Raw genomic sequence first — 20,438 nt, 5'->3', positions numbered from 1 at the left:
ATCTATCCTCAAGTTCATGACGGCCGCAACTCCAAGCCTACGCGAGATGGTATGCGCGCAGCGCTGAAAAGCCCGCTGGACCGGGAAGACCGCCACATCAGAAGGAACGACCGCAGCCTCGCCTCGCTGGTGAGCCTGCTGGTCCACATCCTGTTCGTCTTGGCCCTGCTGTACTCCTCCCAGATCACCCTGGCCCCGCCCGAAGGCAGCGCCAGCGGCGGCGCCCGCGTCAAAGTCGACTTCCTGGGCGAAACCACCCAGGACGACCAACGCATCCCCGTCCCCCCGGCCGCCACCACCCCACCCAGCGACCGACCCCGCCCCCGCAAACCCCTGGTGACCACCGCCGTCACCTCCCCCGTCGACACCACCCGCGTCACCGAAGCCGACAACCCCCTCAGCCCCGACGAGCAGGCCACCCCGCCCCAGGCCGACGAAGCCGTCGTCCGACAGGAACCCCGCCCGCCCGCCAGCCAACCCACCCCCGCCTGGCGCCGCAACAGCCGCTGGGGCCAACCCCCCGGCATGCTGGCCCAGGACACCGCCCCCGAAAACATGGGCACCACCGCCCGCGCCGGCCGCAGCCAGGGCCGCGGCCAGGACAACAACGCCGCCCCCAGCATGGAAGTGGACGGCCACCAGATCTATTACGACCTGCGCAACGAACGGAAGATCGCCGAATGGCAGCTGCAGGGCATGAAGGACATCTCCTTCCCCCTGCCCGGCCGGAGCGACCTGATGGTCTGCGCCCTGGAGATCGTCGCCACCCGCGGCTCCGGCGGCTGCCGCCTGCTGCAACCCGGCGACCCCGAACTGGCGAACATCGGCGACGCCCGCGACGTGGTGGACGTCATGCGCATCTACCGCCGCGGCGAACTGATCTGGCGCGGCCCGGGCGCGTACCGGTAAGCGTGGCGTCGCGACGCCCGATCAGCGCGAGGCCTGCGCCTGCAGCATGGCCACGAAGGTGGCGTCCGCGCCGACTGCCTCCAGCACCGGCAGCACCACGCGGTAACCGTCCGGGCTGTTGGTGAGGATCACCGCGCCGCGACGCGTGGCGGGCGTCCAGTAGACGAAGGCGAACGCATCCTGGTCGGCCCCGGTATGCACGTAGTACAGCGCGCCGCCGAAGTCGAACAGTTCCCACCCCAGGGTGAACCCCGCGCGGTCGGGACACAGCGCGGCCGGCAGGCCTTCGCAGGTCGACGCGCGGCGATCGGCCTGCACCTGGCGGCGTTGCGCCGCCAACGCGGGACGGACGCCGTCGTCGCGCATCACCGACACCACGAACGCGGCGTAGTCGGCCGCCGTGGTCAGCAGGTCGTCGGCCGCCGACGGCGTGGTGCGCACCACCGGCGGCTGCCACGCGGTGCCCCGACGGCTGCTGGCGATGTCGGCGGCGGGCGCGCCGGTCGCGGTGTAGGCGGTGTCGCGCAGGCCGAGCGGTTCGAACACCAGGCGCTGCGCCTGCCGGTCGAGGCGCTCGCCCGTCACCGCCTGCACGTAGTGCGCCACGTAGTCGTAGCCCTCGCCCGAATAGCCGGGCGTGCCGCCGGGATCGGCGATGAACGCCAGACCGGACGGATCGCGCCAGTTCGGGAAGCCCGTCTGGTGCGCCAGGCAAAGGCGCGGTGTCAGCCGGCGGTGCCGGGCATCGCCGGCGATGTCGGGATCGACCCATGCATCGGCGATGCGGTCGTCGAGCGAGAACCGCCCTTCCGACGCCAACCGCAACACCACCTCGGCGGTGACCGGCTTGGTGAGCGAGGCGACGTTGTAGCGCGTCGCGGGCGTGGCCGGCTGGCCCGCCGCGCGTTCACCGGCCGAGCCCACCGCGACGACCCTGCCGGCTTCGATGCGCGCCACCGAGACGCTGGCCACGCCGGTGTCTTTCAGGATGGCAGCCAGCGTGGCATCGAGATCGGCGGCGCGGACGGGCGCGGTCGGCGGCGCGCTGGCGCAGGCCGCGCAGGCAAGGGCGACGAGCAAGGTGGCGCAACGCAGGAACACAGGCGGCATGGAACGTCTCGGGGAATGGTGTGAGCGGGAAGCCGGTGGGCGTTACGTCCTCCTACCGGCGCCGACGTACCGTACCGGTGCGCGTGCCACGCGCCCAGGCTGCTGCGCCGAACCGCTCCCCTCGCCGACGAAGCGGCCGAAGCGAGGCGTGAAATCCACACCGGTCTCGCGTGCGAGGCACGCGTTGGCACCTGTTCCGTGCTGCGCAGGGAGAGGGGGAATTCCAATCGCTGTGAATCCGAGTTGGCACGCACCGCAGCTTTTTCCTTCTCCCTGCGATAGCGGGGAGAAGGTGTCCGGAGAGCCTGCCCCGTACTCGATACGGGGGCGGATGAGGGGCAAAGCGCGGTGCCTCATCGGACGCCGATACGTCCGCCTCTTCGTTCGCCCTTAACCCGCCTTCGGCACGCTCTCCCCGCGTCGCGGGGCGAGGGAAACGCGCGGAACTAGATTTCGAGAACAGGCCCCGACGGCGGTGGCTCCGCGCGCCATTGCACCTCGCCCCGGACGAACAGCCCGGCGCGCTGACGCATCCCGGACGCGGTCCAGATGACCGACGTCTGCTCCAGCGATACGTCCAGCAACTGCCAGCGCACCGTCAATGATCCTGACGCCAGTGCTTCCCATCGCGCGGGCTGCGACAGTCCTTCGCCCAGCGTCTCGTGCATGCGCATCGGACGCTCGGACACCGTCTGCAGCGTCGCGTCCAGCATGGCCAGTTCGGCCAGCGCGTCGCCGCCGAGGCCGGCGATCAGGTAGTCCAGCTCCAGTTCCAGCGGCGGCAGCAAGGTGCTTGCGCCCACGCGTCGCTCCATCACCTCGTTGCGCCGCGTTTTCGCCTTCGCAATCCGCAGCAGGTGGACGAACAGGCCATCCCGCGCGGATGCATCGGCGAGCGGCGCGCCCACGATCACCTGCACACCGGCCGGCAATGCCGACGCCAGCTGTCCGCGCAGCGCGTCGGTGACGAGTGCGATGACGTCATGGGACGACATGGCGATTCCCCTCCTTATTGCAGAACACCGCCACTGCCGCGGACGGACCTTTTACATGTTGCGCCGGTACTCGCCACCCACGTCGTACAACGCGTGGCTGATCTGCCCCAGGCTGTGCGTCTTCACCGCCTCGATCAGCGCGGCGAACACGTTGCGGCGCTCACGCGCGGTGCGCTGCAGGTAGGCCAGGCCGTGGCCGTCGTGCACTTCCGGCTCGGCGTGTTCTTCCAGCGCGGAGGCGTGGCTGTGGTCGGTCTCGCCTTCCGGCGCCAGCGCGTTGCGCGAGGCCTGCCAGGCACGGACGTTGGCGATCTGCTGGCCCTTCTCTTCTTCGGTCGAGCGGATCAGCTCGATCTCGGTGGCGATCTCGCCGCCGTGTTCGCGCGGCAGGAAGGTGTTCACGCCCACCAGCGGCAGGCTGCCGTCGTGCTTCTTGTGCTCGTAGTACAGCGACTCTTCCTGGATCTTGCCGCGCTGGTACATGGTGTCCATCGCGCCGAGCACGCCGCCGCGCTCGCTGATCGCCTCGAACTCCTTGTACACCGCCTCTTCCACGATGTCGGTGAGCTGGTCGACCACGAAGCTGCCCTGCCACGGGTTCTCGTTGAAGTTCAGCCCCAGCTCCTTGTTGATGATCATCTGGATGGCGACCGCGCGGCGCACGCTCTCTTCCGTCGGCGTGGTGATCGCCTCGTCGTAGGCATTCGTGTGCAGGCTGTTGCAGTTGTCGAACAGCGCATACAGCGCCTGCAGCGTGGTGCGGATGTCGTTGAACTGGATCTCCTGCGCGTGCAGCGACCGGCCCGACGTCTGGATGTGGTACTTCATCATCTGGCTGCGCTCGTTGGCGCCGTAGCGCTCGCGCATCGCGCGCGCCCAGATGCGGCGGGCGACGCGACCGATGACGGTGTACTCCGGATCCATGCCGTTGCTGAAGAAGAACGACAGGTTGGGCGCGAAGTCGTCGATCTTCATACCCCGCGCCAGGTAGTACTCGACGATGGTGAAGCCGTTCGACAGCGTGAAAGCAAGCTGGCTGATCGGGTTCGCCCCGGCCTCGGCGATGTGGTAGCCCGAGATCGACACCGAGTAGAAGTTGCGCACCGCGTGGTCGACGAAGTACTGCTGGATGTCGCCCATCATGCGCAGGGCGAACTCCGTGCTGAAGATGCAGGTGTTCTGCGCCTGGTCTTCCTTCAGGATGTCGGCCTGCACGGTGCCGCGCACGGTGGCCAGCGTCTCGGCCTTGATGCGCGCGTACGTTTCTTCATCGACCAGCTGGTCGCCGGTGATGCCCAGCAGGCCCAGGCCCAAGCCGGTATTCGTCGGCGGCAATTCACCGTGGTATTGCGGCCGCGGGCGGCCTTCGAAGAAGGCGTCGATCTTCTGCTGCGCCTCGGCCCAGCGCGCGTCGTCGGCCTTCAGGTACTTCTCGACCTGCTGGTCGATGGCGGTGTTCATGAACATCGCCAGGATGATCGGCGCGGGGCCGTTGATGGTCATCGACACGCTGGTGGTGGGCGCGCACAGGTCGAAGCCGGAATACAGCTTCTTCATGTCGTCCAGCGTGGGGATATTGACGCCGGAGTTGCCGATCTTGCCGTAGATGTCCGGGCGCGGCGCCGGGTCTTCGCCGTACAGCGTGACGCTGTCGAACGCGGTGGACAGGCGCGCGGCCGGCTGGCCGACGCTGAGGTAATGGAAGCGGCGGTTGGTGCGCTCCGGCGTGCCCTCGCCCGCGAACATGCGGATGGGGTCCTCGCCGGTGCGGCGATACGGATACACACCGCCGGTGTAGGGATAGCTGCCGGGCAGGTTTTCCTTCTGCAAGAACGTCAGCAGTTCGCCCCAGCCCTGGTACGGCGGCGGCGCGATCTTCGGGATCTGCTGGTGGCTGAGCGAGGTGGTGTAGTTGTCGATGCGGATGGTCTTGCCGCGCACCTGGTATTCGTTGACCGGATCGGTCACCGCCTTGTGCCGCGCCGGCCACTCGCGCAGCAGCTTCAGCGCCTCGGACGACAGCGACTGGAGGGCGTCGTTGTAGCGCTGGCGCAACGTCAGCAGCGAGCGGTCGGCGCCGTTGTAGGAGCGGGCCATGCCCGCGATGCTTTCCTCCGCAGCCGACGGAAGAGCATCGCGCCCATGGGGCGCTCCTACAAGAGCGTCGGCGGAATAAAGCTCCAACGCCTTCGGCAATGCAGGATCCTCGAGATCCTTCAGCGCGTTCCAGTAATGCTGCGCGCGGCTGGCGGTCTCGGCTTCGGTCTCGATGCGGCGGTTGATGCCGCGGCCCTGTTCGGCGATCTCGGCCAGGTAGCGCACGCGGCTGCCGGGGATCAGCACGGTGGCGCGCGGTTCCTTCAGCTCGGTGTCGATGGCCGGCGTCCACGTCTCCGCCGGCAGCTGCAGCTTGTCGCGCAGCAGGCGGCACAGGTTGGCGAACATCCAGCTGACGCCGGGGTCGTTGAACTGGCTGGCGATGGTGGGATAGACCGGCACCTCGGCGTCCGGCGTCTGGAACGCCACGCGGTTGCGCTTCCACTGCTTGCGCACGTCGCGCAGGGCGTCTTCGGCGCCACGCTTGTCGTACTTGTTCAGCACGATCAGCTCGGCGAAGTCGATCATGTCGATCTTCTCCAGCTGGCTGGCCGCGCCGTAGTCGCTGGTCATCACATACAGGGGGAAGTCGACCAGGTCGACGATCTCCGAATCGCTCTGGCCGATGCCGGCGGTCTCGACGATCACCAGGTCGAAGCCGAGCGACTTGAGGAAGGCGATGCAGTCCTTCAGCACGGCGTTGGTCGCCACGTGCTGGCGGCGCGTGGCCATCGAGCGCATGTAGATGCGCTCGCTGCGCAGGGCGTTCATGCGGATGCGGTCGCCGAGCAGCGCGCCGCCGGTGCGGCGGCGGGTGGGATCGACCGAGATCACCGCGATGTGCATCTGCGGGAAGCAGGACAGGAAGCGGTTCATCAGTTCGTCGGTGACCGACGACTTGCCGGCGCCGCCGGTGCCGGTGATGCCGACCACCGGCGTGGGCCGCGCGGGGAACGGCGCATGCGGGCCCTTGGCCCACTGCGCGCGCAGTTTCTCCAGTTCGGCGTCGGTATAGCGGCCGTCCTCGATGGCGCTGAGCACGCGGCCGATGCCTGACTCGTCGGTGAGCTTGGGCGCGGCCGGGGCAGCGTCGCGGTCTTCCGCGGCCTGCACGCGGCCCTCTTCGGCGCGCTTGACCACGTCCTGAATCATTTCCACCAGGCCCATCTTCATGCCGTCGTTGGGGTGGTAGATGCGCTCCACGCCGTAGGCCTGCAGCTCGGCGATCTCTTCCGGGGTGATCGTGCCGCCACCGCCGCCGAACACGCGCACATGGCCGGCGCCGCGTTCCTTCAGCATGTCGACCATGTACTTGAAGTACTCGACATGGCCGCCCTGGTAGCTGGACAGCGCGATGCCGTCGGCGTCTTCCTGCAAGGCGGCGCGGACGACGTCCTCGACGCTGCGGTTGTGGCCCAGGTGGATGACTTCCGCGCCCTCGCCCTGGATCAGGCGGCGCATGATGTTGATGGCCGCGTCGTGCCCGTCGAACAGGCTGGCGGCGGTGACGAAGCGCAACGGCGTGGCGTCGGCCTGTGCGGCGGGAAACTGGCTGGCGGGTGTGCTCACGCGTGCCCTCACTCACGTGCTGATAGACCGCCGATTGTAGCCGCTCGCGTGTCGGCACCTCACCAAAGGCATACCAGTGGACACGAGCCGCACACCCTACGGGGGCGTGCGGTCGTGCGCGTCAGCACAGGCCGAACGGCAGCTCGCGGGTGGAGACCACGCGCTGGCCGACCGCTTCGCCGCGCAGGAAGCGCAGTGAGGCGTCCAGTGTTTCCGGCGCGATGGTCACGCGGTGGTGGCCCAGCCCGGTGGTGCTGAGCATCGTGGCCTGCGGCCAGTAGCGTGCATAGCGTTCGCCTTCGCACCACGGCACGTCGGTGTCTTCCAGGTCGTGCACGACCAGGCCCGGCCGCGCGATCTGCGGCGCGGTGGCCTGCGCGTGCAGGTCGCGGATGTCGTGCGAGGTGAGCTCCTGGTATTCGTCGAACAGGCGCCGGCTGAGGAACTGCGCCAGCCCAACCATGCCGCCGAAACGGCGCGCGGCATCGAAGGGATCGGCGGCAGGCGCGAGCAGGATCACGCGCTCGGCCTGCAGGCCGTTCGCCATCGCGATGGCGGCGGCGGCGCCACCCAGCGAGTGGCCAACGATGGCAGCCAGCGGTCCCAGACTGTCGGCAACGCGGCGCGCGGCCTCGGCGAACATCGGCAGCGTCGCGCGGCGACCGCTGCTGCGGCCATGCGCGGGCTGGTCGAACGCCACCACCGCATAGCCGGCGCGGCGCAGCGGTTCCACCCACGGCAGGAAGCGCAGGCCGAAGCTGGACCAGCCGTGCACCAGCAGGATGGTCGGCTGGCGCTGCGGGTCGCCCCAGGTATAGGTGGCCAGGCGCTCGCGACCGAAGGCGAGTTCCCCGAGGCGGGCGCCGCCAGTCTCGGCCTGGCGGGCACGGGTACGGGCGCCTGGCATGGGCGTGCAGAACAGCTGGAACGCGCTGGCCAGCGTGCTGCGCGGGGCCAGCCAGCTGCCGATGGTGAAACGCGCGCTCAGCAGGGACAGCATCCATGATTTACGAACGGTCGTGCTATTCCGGGGCACAGAGACAGCGGCCATGGGGGAGACCTCAGGGGATCAGGCGGGAGTGGAAACAGCGGGGGCGCCGTACGACGCCAGCAGGCGGTCGAGCGAACGGCGGGCAAGCAACGGCGCCTGGTCGGCGTCGTAGAGGCGGGCGTCGTGCAGGCCCTGGGCGATGGCGAACAGTTCGAACGCCAGCAGGACCGGATCGGTATCGCGCGACAGCTCGCCGGTCTCGACGCACATGCCGATCGCCTTCATCAGCTGCACCCGCAGCTGGCGCAGCCAGTCGACGATGCGGTCGTGCAGCAGGCCCGGGCGGGCGTCGTATTCATGCGCGGCGGCGAGGATCACGCAGCCGTCGGGGTTGTCGCAGACCCAGCGGAACCAGTTCTCCATGATCGCGCGCAGGCGCGGCAGGCCGCGCGGCAGCCCGACCGCCGGGACGATCACCGCACGGGCGTAACGCTCGGCGGTCCACTCCAGCACGGTCAGCTGCAGGTCCTCGCGCGAGCCGAAATGCGCGAACACCCCGCTCTTCGACATGCCGGCCGCGGTGGCCAGCTCGCCGATCGACAGCCCTTCCAGGCCATGCTTGGCGGCGATGTCGTAGGCCCGCGCGACGATCATCTCGCGGGTGGCATTGCCCTTGTGGGTGGCAGCTTGCGGCGTCATGTACATAGGAATAGCACGGTCGTTCTATTCCAGCAATAGGCCGGAGGTCAGCCCCGACCTGCGCCCTCGTGTCATCTCGGCGGTCGGCGACTTGGATTAGACTGGCGCCCTGCGACGACCACGGCACGATCCGGCAACGTCGCTTTTTTCTTTTCTGACCACCCGTTAGCCGCCCAGCAGGCAAGCCCGCGCCGGTCCCCACCCGCGCACCGGAGCCCACCCATGATCTTCGAAACCCTCGACACCTCTGGCCACGAACAGGTCGTCTTCTGCCACAACCCGGACGCCGGGCTGAAGGCCATCATCGCCATCCACAGCACCGTGCTGGGCCCCGCGCTGGGCGGCGTGCGCATGCGCCCCTACGCCGACAGCGCGCTGGCGCTGACCGACGCGCTGCGCCTGAGCCGCACGATGACCTACAAGAACGCGCTGGCCGGCCTGAACGTCGGCGGCGGCAAGGCGGTGATCATCGGCGACAGCAGCGCGGACAAGACCGAGGTGCTGTTCCGCAGCTTCGGCCGCTATGTGGACTCGCTGGGCGGCCGCTACATCACCGCCGAGGACGTCGGCACCGACGTCAACGACATGGAGAACGTCTACCGCGAGACCGAGTACGTGGTCGGCGTGCACCAGGTGCATGGCGGTTCCGGCGACCCCGCCCCGTTCACCGCCTATGGCGCGCTGCAGGGCCTGATGGCTACGCTGAACCGCAAGTTCGGCAACGAGGAGATCGGCAAGTACAGCTTCGCCGTGCAGGGCCTGGGCCACATCGGCATGGAGTACGTGAAGCTGCTGAAGGAGCGCGGCGCCAAGCTGTTCGTCACCGACCTCAACCCGGCGCTGGTCGAGCACGCGGTGGAGGAATACGGCGCCGAGGCGGTCAAGCCCGACGAGATCTACGACCTGCCGGTCGACGTGTTCAGCCCGTGCGCGCTGGAGTACGCGATCAACGAACAGACCCTGCCCCGCCTGAAGGCCAAGGTCATCTGCGGCACCGCCAACAACCAGATGTCGCATGTCACCGGCGTGGAAGCGGCCAAGCGCGGCATCCTGTACGCGCCGGACTACGCGGTGAACGCGGGCGGTGTGATGAACGTGTCGCTGGAGATCGACGGCTACAACCGCGAGCGCGCCATGCGCATGATGCGGACCATCTACCATACCGTCGGCAAGATCTTCGACCTGGCGGACAAGGACAACATCGCGCCGCAGTACGCCGCCGACCGCATCGCCGAGGCGCGCATGACCGCGATCGGCAAGCTGAAGCTGCCGCTGGGCCGCACCGCCCCGCGCTTCATGGGCCACCTGCGCGGCGAGCACTGACGCCTCGCAGCGTCCCTATCCGGTCTTGACCTCCCCGTCGCGGAGACGCTCCGCGGCGGCGTTCCCTGTGCGCACGGTCACGCCCTGCGGTCGCGATTGCTGCGGTGCAGACCGGCGTTGCCAAGTCGGCCCGCTACACTTCGCGGATAGCCGCACCTCGCGGCCACATTCTCTGGAGAACGAAGGGCCATGCAGGCATTCCCGCTGGGTGAAGACATCGATGCGCTGCGCGACGCCGTGCAGCGGTTCGCGCAGACCGAGATCGCGCCGCATGCGGCGCAGATCGACCACGACAATGCATTTCCGCAGGAGCTGTGGCCCAAGCTGGGCGAACTGGGTCTGCTGGGCATCACCGTCGACCCCGAGTTCGGCGGCAGCGGCATGGGCTACCTGGCCCACCTGGTCGCGATGGAAGAGATCTCGCGCGCGTCCGGTTCGGTCGGCCTGAGTTACGGGGCGCACTCCAACCTCTGCGTGTCCAACCTCTACCTCAACGGCAACGCCGCACAGCGCGCGAAGTACCTGCCGAAGCTCAGCAGCGGCGAGTGGAAGGGTGCGCTGGCGATGAGCGAACCGGGCGCCGGTTCGGACGTGGTCGGCTCGATGAGCTGCCGTGCCGAGCTCAGGGACGGCGTGTGGGTCGCCAACGGCAACAAGATGTGGATCACCAACGGCCCGGAAGCCGACGTGCTGCTGGTCTACATGCGCACGGCCGGCAAGGACGCAGGCAGCAAGTGCATGACCGCCTTCATCGTCGAGCGCGGCATGAAGGGTTTCTCCACCGCGCAGAAGCTGGACAAGCTGGGCATGCGCGGCAGCAACACGTGCGAACTGGTGTTCGAGAACTGCGAGATCCCCGCCGAGAACGTGCTGGGTGAGGTCAACCAGGGCGTGCGCGTGCTGATGAGCGGCCTCAACACCGAGCGGCTGGTGCTGAGCGGCGGCCCGATCGGCCTGATGCAGGCGGCGCTCGACATCACCCTGCCCTACGTGCGCGAGCGCAAGCAGTTCGACGCCGCCATCGGCACGTTCGGGCTGATGCAGGGCAAGCTGGCCGACATGTACACCGCGCTGCAGTCCAGCCGCGCCTTCGCCTACCAGGTGGCGCGCGGCTTCGACGAAGGCCAGGGCTCGCGCGCCGCCGCTGCCGGCTGTCTGCTGCACGCGTCGGAGGCCGCCGTACAGGTCACGCTGGAAGCGATCCAGTCGCTGGGCGGCAACGGCTACATCAACGAGTACCCGGCCGGCCGGCTGCTGCGCGACGCCAAGCTCTACGCCATCGGCGCCGGCACCAACGAGATCCGCCGCATGCTGATCGGGCGGGAACTGTTCGACGGGCGGGGTTGATCCACCCGGCGTCGTAGGGTGGGCCTCGGCCCACCGTCTCGATCATCGATGGCGACGGCGGGCTGGAGCCCGCCCTACGTCTCGCCTGTCTATGCCAGGGCCGGCCACGAAGACGCATCGAGCGTCTCCCGATAGGCATGCCAGCTGGCGTAAGCCAGCCACGGCATCAGGACGGCCAGGCCCAGCAATGCGGTGGCGAAGCCGATCGCGGTCAGGATCACCAGCACCAGCCCCCAGACGATCATCACACGCTTGTTGCGCATCACCGCGTGCACGCTGGAGACCGCGGCCGTCACCATGTCCACGTCGCGGTCGGCGATCATCGGCAGCGAAAAGGCCGTGACCGCGAAGGTCAGCGCGGCGAACACCGCGCCCACCGCCGAGCCGAGCGCCAGGAACTCCCGGAAGGCCATCGGGTCGCTGCCATCGAACGGGAAGAACGCGCTGACCATCATGCCGGCGCGCGACCACAGCAGGATGATCACGCCCTGCCCCAGTGCGTACACCCCCGCCTGGCCCAGCACGCGCTTCGCCAGCACGAACGAATCGCGCAGCCGGGGAGCACGCCCCTGCTCCAGCGCGCGGCTGACGCAATAGAGGCCCACGCAGATCAGCGGCGCCACGAAGACGAACCCCGACAGCAACGTCGCGAGCAGAGCGAACCGCCCCAGCTGGAAGGCGAGCCAGGAGATGCACAGGCTGATCGCCACGATCACGGCGCCGAACAGCAGGCTCAGCCACGGCGCGCGACGGAGGTCGCGCCAGCCCGCCCGCAGCCAGCGCCACGGCGCGCCGGTGTCGAGGACCGCGCACGGCACGACGAAGGGCCGCGCGACCGGTTCCGGCGATGATGCTTCCGTCATATGTCCTCCGTACGCACCAGCATACGGCGACCCGGGCGGCCCTGTACCAACGGCCGATTTGCCCGCCGTCGGGCCAGGGCGGGATAATCGGGACCTCACTCCACGGGAAGTCCCCCATGTCCGACATTGTCATCGCCGCTGCCAAGCGCACCGCCATCGGCTCGTTCCTTGGCCAGTTCACCGGCGTCCCCACGCCGACGCTGGGCGCGGCCGCCATCGCCGCGGCGCTGGAACAGTCCGGCATCCCGGCATCGGACGTGTCCGAAGTCATCATGGGCTGCGTGCTGCCGGGCAACCTGGGCCAGGCGCCCGCCCGCCAGGCCTCGCGTGCCGCCGGCATCCCGGACGCCGCCGGCGCCACCACCATCAACAAGGTCTGCGGTTCGGGCATGAAGGCCATCATGCTGGGCCACGACCTGATCAAGGCCGGCTCGGCCAGCATCGTCGTCGCGGGCGGCATGGAGTCGATGACCAACGCCCCGCACATGATCCCCAACTCGCGGACCGGCAACCGCTACGGCAACTTCCAGGCGGTCGACCACATGGCATGGGACGGCCTGACCAGCCCCTACGACGGCCAGCCAATGGGCGTGTTTGCCGAGGCCACCGTGGCCAAGTTCGGTTTTACCCGCGAGGAGCAGGATGCGTACGCGATCGAGTCGGTGACCCGTGCGCAGGCCGCGCAGGCGTCCGGCGCCTTCAACGACGAGATCGTCCCGGTCAAGGTTGCCACCCGCAAGGGCGAGGTCGAGGTCGCCACCGACGAACAGCCGGGCAAGTCCGACATCGCCAAGATCCCGACGCTGAAGCCCGCCTTCAAGAAGGACGGCAGCGTCACTGCCGCCAGTTCATCCAGCATCTCCGACGGCGCCGCGGCGACCGTCCTGCTGAGCGCCGACGAAGCCGCCAGGCGCGGCCTGACGCCGCTGGCGAAGATCGTCGGCCATGCCACCTACTCGCAGGCACCGGAATGGTTTACCACCGCCCCGGTGGCCGCCATCGACAAGCTGCTCAAGCAGGTCGGCTGGACCGTGGACCAGGTGGACCTGTTCGAAGTCAACGAAGCCTTCGCCGTCGTCGCCATGGCGCCGATCAAGGAGTTGGGCATCCCGCATGCCAAGGTCAACGTCAACGGCGGCGCCTGCGCGCTGGGCCACCCGATCGGCGCCTCGGGTGCCCGCCTGGTGGTGACCCTGATCAACGCATTGCGCGTGCGCGGTGGCAAGCGCGGCATCGCCACGCTGTGCATCGGCGGTGGCGAAGCGACCGCGATCGCGGTCGAAATCGTCTGATCTTTTTGCGCAGTTTCAGGCGGGACGAGGCTGGCGTTTCGTCCCGCCCATAGGGTTTAACAACGGATTGACAAAGATAACCGGCCAACCGCTTGACACGGGTAACGGGCTTGTCATCATGTTGCAGGCGCGCAATTGCGCGTTGCCTAACTAACGACGAGGAAATGCAACGATGACCATGAACAAGGCTCTGATCGCGCTGGCTCTGGGTTTCGCCCTGGCTGCGTGCTCGAACCAGGAACAGGCCGCCGACGCCGCTGCTGACGCCGCCGCGACCGCGACCGAAGCCCAGGCTGCTGCCGACGCCGCCGCCGCCGCTGGCGAAGTGACCGCCGACGCCGCCCAGCAGTCGGCCGACGCCGCTGCCACCGCCGCCGACGCCGCTGCCACCGCCGCGACCGACGCCGCTGCCGCCACCACGACGGAAGCCGCCGACGCTGCCGCCGACGCCGCTGGCCAGGCTGCCGACACGGCCGAAGCCGCGACCGACGCTGCCAAGGAAGCCACCAAGCAGTAATCCTGGTGGTAGCCGCCTTATTTGGCGTTACACTGAAGAGGCCGCCAGTTCGCTGGCGGCTTTTTCTGTATCCGGGCCTGGCTTCCCGGTTCGCCCCGCTTGCGAGGACGAACGGGCGCCGCCATCCCGGCGCCACCTTCTTCCACACATACTGATTTGGGGATCCGCATGAAGATCAAGACCACCGTCCTGCTGGCTGCCGCCGTCCTGGCCCTGAGCGCCTGCACCAAGAGCGAAAACACCGACGCCGCCGCTGCGGACGCCGCCGCTGCCGCCGATCAGGCCGCCGCTGCGGCCGGTGATGCCGCCTCGGCTGCCGGTGACGCCGCTTCCGCCGCGGGCGATGCCGCGGCCGCTGCGACCGCCGACGCTGCTGCCGCTGCGACCGCCGCCGCCTCCGACGCCGCCGCTGCTACCCAGGCTGCCGCCAACGACGCGACCGCCGCAGCTGCTTCGGCCACCGCCGACGCTGCCCAGGCGACCGCCGACAAGGCCGCCGAAGTCGCCGGCAAGGCCGAAGCCAAGGCTGAAGAAGCCAAGCAGTAATCGACTCGCGTCACCGCGAATCGGACAAGGCCCGCGCAAGCGGGCCTTGTCGTTTTTGCAGTGCGGTTTGGCGCGTGCGGGGCTTTGTGGTCTGATGCCGCCTTTCCCGCATCGTCGTGCCGCATGCCCTCCATCGCCTCGCAACTCGATCCGCGCTCGCCCGATTTCACCGCCAACGCGGCCTACCATCGCGTGCTCGTGCAGGAACTGGATCGCCGCCTGGCGCGCGCCGCCGATGGCGGTGGCGAGAAGGCCCGCGGCAAGCACACCGAGCGTGGCAAGCTGCTCGCGCGCGACCGCATCACCGCCCTGCTGGATTCCGGTTCGCCCTTCCTCGAGATCGCCCCGCTCGCGGCCGAGGACATGTACGACGGCGCCGCGCCTGCGGCCGGCATGGTTTGCGGCATCGGCCGGGTGATGGGCCACGAAGTGGTGATCGTCGCCAACGACGCGACCGTCAAGGGCGGCACCTACTTCCCGATGACGATCAAGAAGCACCTGCGCGCGCAGGAGATCGCGCGCGAGAACCGGCTGCCGTGCATCTATCTGGTGGACTCCGGCGGCGCCTTCCTGCCGCTGCAGGACGAAGTCTTCCCGGACAAGGAACACTTCGGCCGCATCTTCTACAACCAGGCGCGGCTGAGCGCGGAGAACATTCCGCAGATCGCGGTGGTGATGGGCAGCTGCACCGCCGGGGGCGCCTACGTGCCGGCGATGTGCGACGAGAGCGTCATCGTCAGGGAACAGGGCACGATCTTCCTCGGCGGTCCGCCACTGGTGAAGGCCGCCACCGGCGAAGTCGTCGATGCCGAGGCGCTGGGCGGCGCCGACGTGCATACCAGCATTTCCGGCGTGGCCGATCATTTCGCCGAGGACGACCGCCATGCGCTGGAGATCGCGCGCGGCATCGTCGGCCACCTCAACCGCAGGAAGACCCTGCCGGTTGCGGTACGCGATGCGCGCGAGCCGCTCTACGCCGCCGAAGAGCTCTACGGCATCGTGCCAAAGGACACGCGCCGCCCATTCGACATCCGCGAGGTGATCGCGCGGATCACCGACGGCAGCGAACTGGACGAGTTCAAGGCGCGCTACGGCAAGACCCTGGTCACCGGCTTCGCCCACCTGCACGGCTACCCGGTCGGCATCGTCGCCAACAACGGCATCCTGTTCGGCGAGAGCGCGCTGAAGGGTGCGCACTTCATCGAACTGTGCAACCAGCGCGGCATCCCGCTGGTGTTCCTGCAGAACATCACCGGCTTCATGGTCGGCCGCAAGTACGAGAACGCGGGCATCGCGAAGGACGGCGCCAAGATGGTCACCGCCGTCGCCTGCTCCAGCGTGCCGAAGTTCACCGTGGTGATCGGCGGCAGCTTCGGCGCCGGCAACTACGCGATGTGCGGCCGCGCGTACGGCGCGCGCTTCCTGTGGATGTGGCCGAACGCGCGGATCAGCGTGATGGGCGGCGAACAGGCGGCCAGCGTGCTGGCCACGGTGAAGCGCGATGGCATCGAGGCCGCAGGCAAGACCTGGACGCCGGAGGAGGAGGATGCCTTCAAGGCACCCATCCGCGACCAGTACGAGTCGCAGGGCAGCCCGTGGTATGCCACGGCGCGCCTGTGGGACGACGGCATCATCGACCCCGCCGATACCCGGCGCGTGCTCGGCCTCGGCCTCTCGGCTTCCCTCAACGCGCCGATCGAGCCGGCGAAGTTCGGCGTGTTCCGGATGTAGTCGGCGACGGTGCCGCGCGTTGTCGGCACTGGGGCAATGCCCACGCCGGGCGCCCACTTCAGGCATGTGAGCGCCGCGTCGACAACTCCGGCTGTGACGTGAACCAGCGCACAGGGAGGCGCATCGTCGTCCTTATTTGGCAGGCGTGATCACAGCGTGAGGCGGCCGGGATTGGCGATAGTCGAAGGCCCTGCCACCCCGGAGCATCCCCTGCATGTCCATCTGGAAAGACCAAGCGCCCGCGAAGAAGGACGGCGCTCCCCTGCCGCCCGACCCCGCCCCGTCCGCACTGCGTGAGGCACCGGCGGCGGCGGATTTCTCGCCGGCTGTCACTGCGCCGCCGGGCACGCGCCCGGCCGAGCGTTCCGCGCCACAGGAAGCGCTGAAGGAATCGCTGATCGCAGCGGACCTGACCATCGAGGGCAAGATCGAAGGTACCGGCCACATCCGCATCGCCGGCAAGTTCAAGGGCGACGTCAACGTGCAGGGCGACCTGACCATCGAGACCGGCGCGAAGCTCAACGGCGGCGTGCGCGCGAAGAAGGTCACCATCGCGGGCGAGCTGGAAGGCAACATCGAATCCGCATCCCGCGTGGAGCTGCTGTCGTCCGGCGTGCTGGTGGGCGACGTCAAGGCCGGCGCGCTAACCGTGGCCGCGGGTTCGCGCATGCGCGGCAACGCCGAGTTCGGCTGGGAAGAAACCCCGGTCAAGGGCGGCAAGGGCAATGGCACGGAGCCCGGCGCCGCCGCATGAGCCAACCCCGCCCTGGCAGTGCCGGCGCCACCCGCACCTGCCCGCACTGCAAGGCGACCATCCTGGAGAGCGCGGCCGTCTGCCCGGGCTGCCGCCATCATCTGCGCTTCGAACCCGGCGCCGGCGCCAACGCGGCGCCCGCGCTGACGCCGCTGCGGATCGAGGGCACGCTGCAACCGCCGGCCGAAGGTGCGGCCTGGGAATACAGCGTGGTGCTGTCGATCCGCAACGACCGCGGCGAGGAAGTGACCCGCCAGGTGGTCGGCGTCGGCGCCATGCAACCGCACGAACAACGCAGCTTCGTACTGTCGGTGGAGCTCAACCCCGCCACCGGCAAGGCGGCCGGTCGCCGCACCCGGCACTGACGCCCTCCCCGCCGCCACGCCGCCCCGCTACACTCGACGTCGACAAGGACGCCAGCAGGGGGCTGGATGATCGTCGGTATCGATCTGGGGACTACGCATTCGTTGATTGGCGTCTATGAGAACGGCGCTCCTCGGCTGATTCCCAACGCTTTGGGCCACCTGCTGACGCCTTCGGTGGTGTCGCTCGACGCGGACAAAGGCCTGCTGGTCGGACAGGCGGCCCACGACAGGCTTGGCACGCATCCCGCCGGCACGGTCGCGACGTTCAAGCGCTGGATGGGCAGCGAACGCGAAACCCGAATGGGTGGCCACAGCTTCCGTCCCGAAGAATTGTCGGCGCTGGTGCTGCGCAGCCTGCTGGAAGACGCACGTGCCGCGCTGGGCGTGCCGATCACCGAGGCGGTGATCAGCGTGCCAGCGTACTTCGGCGATGCCCAGCGCAAGGCGACGCGCGCCGCCGGCGAGCTGGCCGGCATACGGGTAGAGCGCCTGATCAATGAACCCACTGCGGCAGCGATCGCCTACGGGCTGCAGGAGCGCGTGGACGGATCGACCTTCATCGTTCTCGATCTCGGCGGCGGTACGTTCGACGTTTCGATACTCGAAATGTTCGATGGCGTGATCCAGGTGCATGCCAGTGCCGGCGACAACCACCTCGGTGGCGAGGATTTCCTGCAGGTGCTGCTTGGTGCTTGCCTGACCGATCTCCGGCTGTCGACGCAGACGCTCTCGGCAGAGCAGCTGGCGGTGCTGCGCGCTCACCTGCAGTCGGCCAAGCACCGGTTGAGCAGCCATGGCGAAGCGTCCATCGCACTGACCCTGGGCCGCCACGAGATCGCCTGGATCATCGACGAGACCCGGTTCGCTTCGCTGGCCGAGCCGCTTATCCAGCGGTTGCGGCAGCCGATCGAGCGAGCCCTGCGCGACGCGGGCCTGAGTCCCGAACGACTGGACGAGGTCATCATGGTCGGCGGCGCCTCCAGGATGCCGCTCTTCACCCGTACCGCCGCACGCATGCTCGGCCGCCTGCCGCTGCGCCACATCCATCCCGACGAGGCGATCGCACTGGGCGCGACCGTAGTCGCGGGCATGAAGTCGCGCGACGAAACCCTGGAAGAGATCGTCCTGACCGACGTCTGTCCCTACACGCTCGGCGTCGAAGTCGGCCGCGAAGACCCGTACGGCAACTTCAGCGGCGGCCATTTCAGCCCCATCATCGAACGCAATTGCACGGTGCCGGTGAGCCGCGAGGACACCTACTACCCGACCCGTGAGGGCCAGCACGAGATCGAGCTGAAGATCTTCCAGGGCGAGAGTCCGCGAACCGAGCACAATGTCCTGCTCGGCAAGCTCATGGTCCCCGTGCGCGCCGACCTCAAGCGGGCAGAGAACGCCGTCGACGTTCGCTTCACCTACGACATCAACGGCGTGCTGCAGGTGGAGGTGCGCCCGCGCATCAGCGGCAATGTCCACGAACTGATCATCCAGGGCAATCCCGGCGTGCTCAGCGAGCAGGAAATCCGCCAGCGTCTCGCCCAGCTGGAATCGATCAAGGTCCATCCTCGCGAGGACCAGGCCAACCTGGCCGTGATCGCCCGCATCGAACGGCTATACGAAGAGTATCTGGAGCTCCGTCCCATGCTGCACGACTGGCTGTCGCGCTTCATGTCCGTGATCGAACGGCAGGATCGCGAGCTGATTTCGCGCAGCCGGACCGAACTGCAGCGCGCCCTGGACGATGTCGAGTCCAGCACGTCTTGAACAGGACCGACGCCTACCAACTGCTGCAGATTCCTCGCAGCGCCGACGAGCGCGAGATCAAACGGGCTTATGCCCGCCTGCTGAAGAAGACACGGCCGGACGACGACGCTGCCGCGTTCCAGCGCTTGCAGGAAGCTTACGAAGCCTGCCTGGACCAGGCGCGTCGACGACCGTCGACCGCGCAAGAGAACGCAGCACGAGCAGCGCATGCCACCGAGTCCGCCAGCTTCGGATATCCCGAAGCGGGAGAAAGAGGTGACGCGGGACACGAAGACGCCGATTCTGGCGTTCCACCGCGAGGTCCGGCGATTCCTCCTCAGGGCCGGCCGCTGGAACACCCGGATCCGGGCGATCGCCCGCCCGCGCGCCCTGCCCGCATCATGGCGCCCCCGCACCCGATCGCGACTCCCGCCCCTGCTCCACGCTTCGACGTGCAAGCGTTCGTCGAGCGCCTGTACGTACTGTTCGATAGCGCCGATCCGCGCCCGATGCGCGACTGGCTGCACGCGCACCCGGCGTTGTACTCGGTCGAATTGAAGCACACGTTGCGCCCGGTCGTGGTGCGCGCTTTGCATGACGCGCCTTCGCTCGGGGACGGGCGCGCCGTGACCACCGTGCTGGAATTCTTCGGCCTGGACAAACTCGACCGCGACGGACAGGCGGCCAATGCACAGGCAGTGCTGGAGAACCGCGAGCGCCATGCCCGGCTCGCCCGCCTGCTGCGACGCATGCAGCTGTCCTCGCAGGATGTCGTCGAACGCATGGCCGCCCGTGAGCTGACGGGACAGCGCAATCGGCTGCGTCGCCTGTTCCTGATCCTGGTACCCACCGCGCCGACCCGCATCGCCGGCTTCATCCACACCATCAGACAACTGCAACCCCGCCTCGACCACGCCGAACTGGATCCCCCATCGATCCAGTTCTGGGAGCAGGCAACGGACCCGCATCGCCTCGCGCGTCCGCGCGTGGCGACAGCGCTGTTGCGGGTCCTGGTGTGGTTCGGGGCGTTTTTCGGGTTCCTCGCACTGCTCGTCAGCGCGCCCGACGACCAGGCCGCGCTGTTCCGTGGCTTCCTCACCTGGACCACGGGTACCGCCGGCATCTGGTTCGCCTTCGCCGTGCTGAGGATCGGATGGGCGCGCGCCAACGAGTGGTCGTGGCGGCATTGGCGGCTGCCTCCCGGCATGCTGTTCGGCGCAAGCGCCGTCATCGTGGGGCTGTGCCTGTCCTGGATTCCGGTCGCCGGCCCCTTGCCGGCAGCACTGGGCCTGCTGGCCGGCTACGTCCGTCCGGCGCTCGGACGGGGCAGGCTGCGGCTGTGCGCGGCGTTCGCAGGTCCGCTCATCATGTCGGTATGCGCGATGGCGAATCTCGAGCCGTACACGGCGCTTCTCGGCCCGGACCGCACCCTCGCACTGGCTGCGACGTTCGCCGCCCTTCCGCTGATCGTGCAGTACTGGCTGGACCGTCGCCTGCCGCCTCATCGCTGGGCTGGCTGGGTTGTCCCGATCGCGACCGGACTCTTCCTGGTCGCCACGCAGATGCTTGCCGTCCTGAATACGTAAGCGC

General features: G+C 68.5%; 17 protein-coding genes. 11 read left to right on the top strand and 6 right to left on the bottom strand.

The annotated features are described in order from the left end of the window. The first annotated feature begins 51 nt into the window (after positions 1-51). On the top strand, positions 52-909 hold the full coding sequence (locus AC04MD_RS03305; RefSeq protein WP_475495891.1) for a type II toxin-antitoxin system RelE/ParE family toxin: 858 nt from the start codon (positions 52-54) through the stop codon (positions 907-909). Positions 910-930: 21 nt separating this feature from the next. Here AC04MD_RS03305 and AC04MD_RS03300 read toward each other — a convergent pair whose 3' ends face one another. The 5 genes from AC04MD_RS03300 to AC04MD_RS03280 all read right to left on the bottom strand — a co-directional run bounded on the left by AC04MD_RS03300 (position 931) and on the right by AC04MD_RS03280 (position 8,370). Beyond that, positions 931-2,019 carry a serine hydrolase domain-containing protein gene (locus AC04MD_RS03300; RefSeq protein ID WP_475495890.1) on the bottom strand — a complete coding sequence of 363 codons (1,089 nt, stop codon included), beginning with the start codon at positions 2,017-2,019 and terminating at the stop codon, positions 931-933. A 446-nt stretch (positions 2,020-2,465) separates the two neighbouring features. After that, positions 2,466-3,014 (bottom strand): Pvc16 family protein, encoded by a 549-nt coding sequence (locus AC04MD_RS03295; protein ID WP_475495889.1) that lies wholly within the window; start codon positions 3,012-3,014, stop codon positions 2,466-2,468. Between the two features lie 51 nt (positions 3,015-3,065). Continuing rightward, a complete protein-coding gene (locus AC04MD_RS03290) occupies positions 3,066-6,680 on the bottom strand; it encodes a methylmalonyl-CoA mutase family protein (RefSeq protein ID WP_475495888.1) in 3,615 nt (1,204 codons plus the stop codon). A 121-nt stretch (positions 6,681-6,801) separates the two neighbouring features. Then, positions 6,802-7,680 carry an alpha/beta hydrolase gene (locus AC04MD_RS03285; protein WP_475495887.1) on the bottom strand — a complete coding sequence of 293 codons (879 nt, stop codon included), beginning with the start codon at positions 7,678-7,680 and terminating at the stop codon, positions 6,802-6,804. A 69-nt stretch (positions 7,681-7,749) separates the two neighbouring features. After that, positions 7,750-8,370, bottom strand: coding sequence for a TetR/AcrR family transcriptional regulator (locus tag AC04MD_RS03280; RefSeq protein WP_475495886.1), 621 nt, complete (start codon positions 8,368-8,370; stop codon positions 7,750-7,752). A 222-nt stretch (positions 8,371-8,592) separates the two neighbouring features. Here AC04MD_RS03280 and AC04MD_RS03275 point away from each other — a divergent pair, with 222 nt between their 5' ends. Both AC04MD_RS03275 and AC04MD_RS03270 read left to right on the top strand, forming a co-directional pair. Further along, positions 8,593-9,693 carry a Glu/Leu/Phe/Val dehydrogenase dimerization domain-containing protein gene (locus AC04MD_RS03275; protein ID WP_475495885.1) on the top strand — a complete coding sequence of 367 codons (1,101 nt, stop codon included), beginning with the start codon at positions 8,593-8,595 and terminating at the stop codon, positions 9,691-9,693. Positions 9,694-9,882: 189 nt separating this feature from the next. Beyond that, positions 9,883-11,040, top strand: coding sequence for an isovaleryl-CoA dehydrogenase (locus AC04MD_RS03270; RefSeq protein ID WP_475495884.1), 1,158 nt, complete (start codon positions 9,883-9,885; stop codon positions 11,038-11,040). Positions 11,041-11,129: 89 nt separating this feature from the next. On the opposite strand, the gene AC04MD_RS03265 is transcribed toward AC04MD_RS03270, so the two are convergent. Next, a complete protein-coding gene (locus AC04MD_RS03265; RefSeq protein ID WP_475495883.1) occupies positions 11,130-11,903 on the bottom strand; it encodes a DUF2189 domain-containing protein in 774 nt (257 codons plus the stop codon). 116 nt (positions 11,904-12,019) lie between these two features. Here AC04MD_RS03265 and AC04MD_RS03260 point away from each other — a divergent pair, with 116 nt between their 5' ends. The 8 genes from AC04MD_RS03260 to AC04MD_RS03225 all read left to right on the top strand — a co-directional run bounded on the left by AC04MD_RS03260 (position 12,020) and on the right by AC04MD_RS03225 (position 20,434). Continuing rightward, complete coding sequence (locus AC04MD_RS03260; protein ID WP_475495882.1) at positions 12,020-13,195, top strand: thiolase family protein; 1,176 nt, start codon at positions 12,020-12,022, stop codon at positions 13,193-13,195. Between the two features lie 172 nt (positions 13,196-13,367). Continuing rightward, a complete protein-coding gene (locus tag AC04MD_RS03255) occupies positions 13,368-13,712 on the top strand; it encodes a hypothetical protein (RefSeq protein WP_142125237.1) in 345 nt (114 codons plus the stop codon). 168 nt (positions 13,713-13,880) lie between these two features. Next, positions 13,881-14,258 (top strand): hypothetical protein, encoded by a 378-nt coding sequence (locus tag AC04MD_RS03250; protein ID WP_475495881.1) that lies wholly within the window; start codon positions 13,881-13,883, stop codon positions 14,256-14,258. A gap of 123 nt (positions 14,259-14,381) precedes the next feature. Next, positions 14,382-15,989, top strand: coding sequence for a carboxyl transferase domain-containing protein (locus AC04MD_RS03245; protein ID WP_475495880.1), 1,608 nt, complete (start codon positions 14,382-14,384; stop codon positions 15,987-15,989). Between the two features lie 214 nt (positions 15,990-16,203). Further along, a complete protein-coding gene (locus AC04MD_RS03240) occupies positions 16,204-16,743 on the top strand; it encodes a bactofilin family protein (protein ID WP_475495879.1) in 540 nt (179 codons plus the stop codon). Then, entirely contained in the window at positions 16,740-17,108 is a 369-nt protein-coding gene (locus tag AC04MD_RS03235) for a hypothetical protein (protein ID WP_093486409.1), read from the top strand. The genes AC04MD_RS03240 and AC04MD_RS03235 overlap by 4 nt, the downstream gene beginning before the upstream one ends. A gap of 66 nt (positions 17,109-17,174) precedes the next feature. After that, on the top strand, positions 17,175-18,869 hold the full coding sequence (locus AC04MD_RS03230; protein WP_475495878.1) for an Hsp70 family protein: 1,695 nt from the start codon (positions 17,175-17,177) through the stop codon (positions 18,867-18,869). Continuing rightward, a complete protein-coding gene (locus AC04MD_RS03225) occupies positions 18,866-20,434 on the top strand; it encodes a DnaJ domain-containing protein (RefSeq protein WP_475495877.1) in 1,569 nt (522 codons plus the stop codon). Before AC04MD_RS03230 ends, AC04MD_RS03225 begins: the two co-directional genes overlap by 4 nt. Positions 20,435-20,438: the final 4 nt, after the last annotated feature.

Source organism: Pseudoxanthomonas sp. LjRoot206 (assembly GCF_056175725.1).
This window is presented reverse-complemented; position numbering and strand designations above follow the sequence as displayed.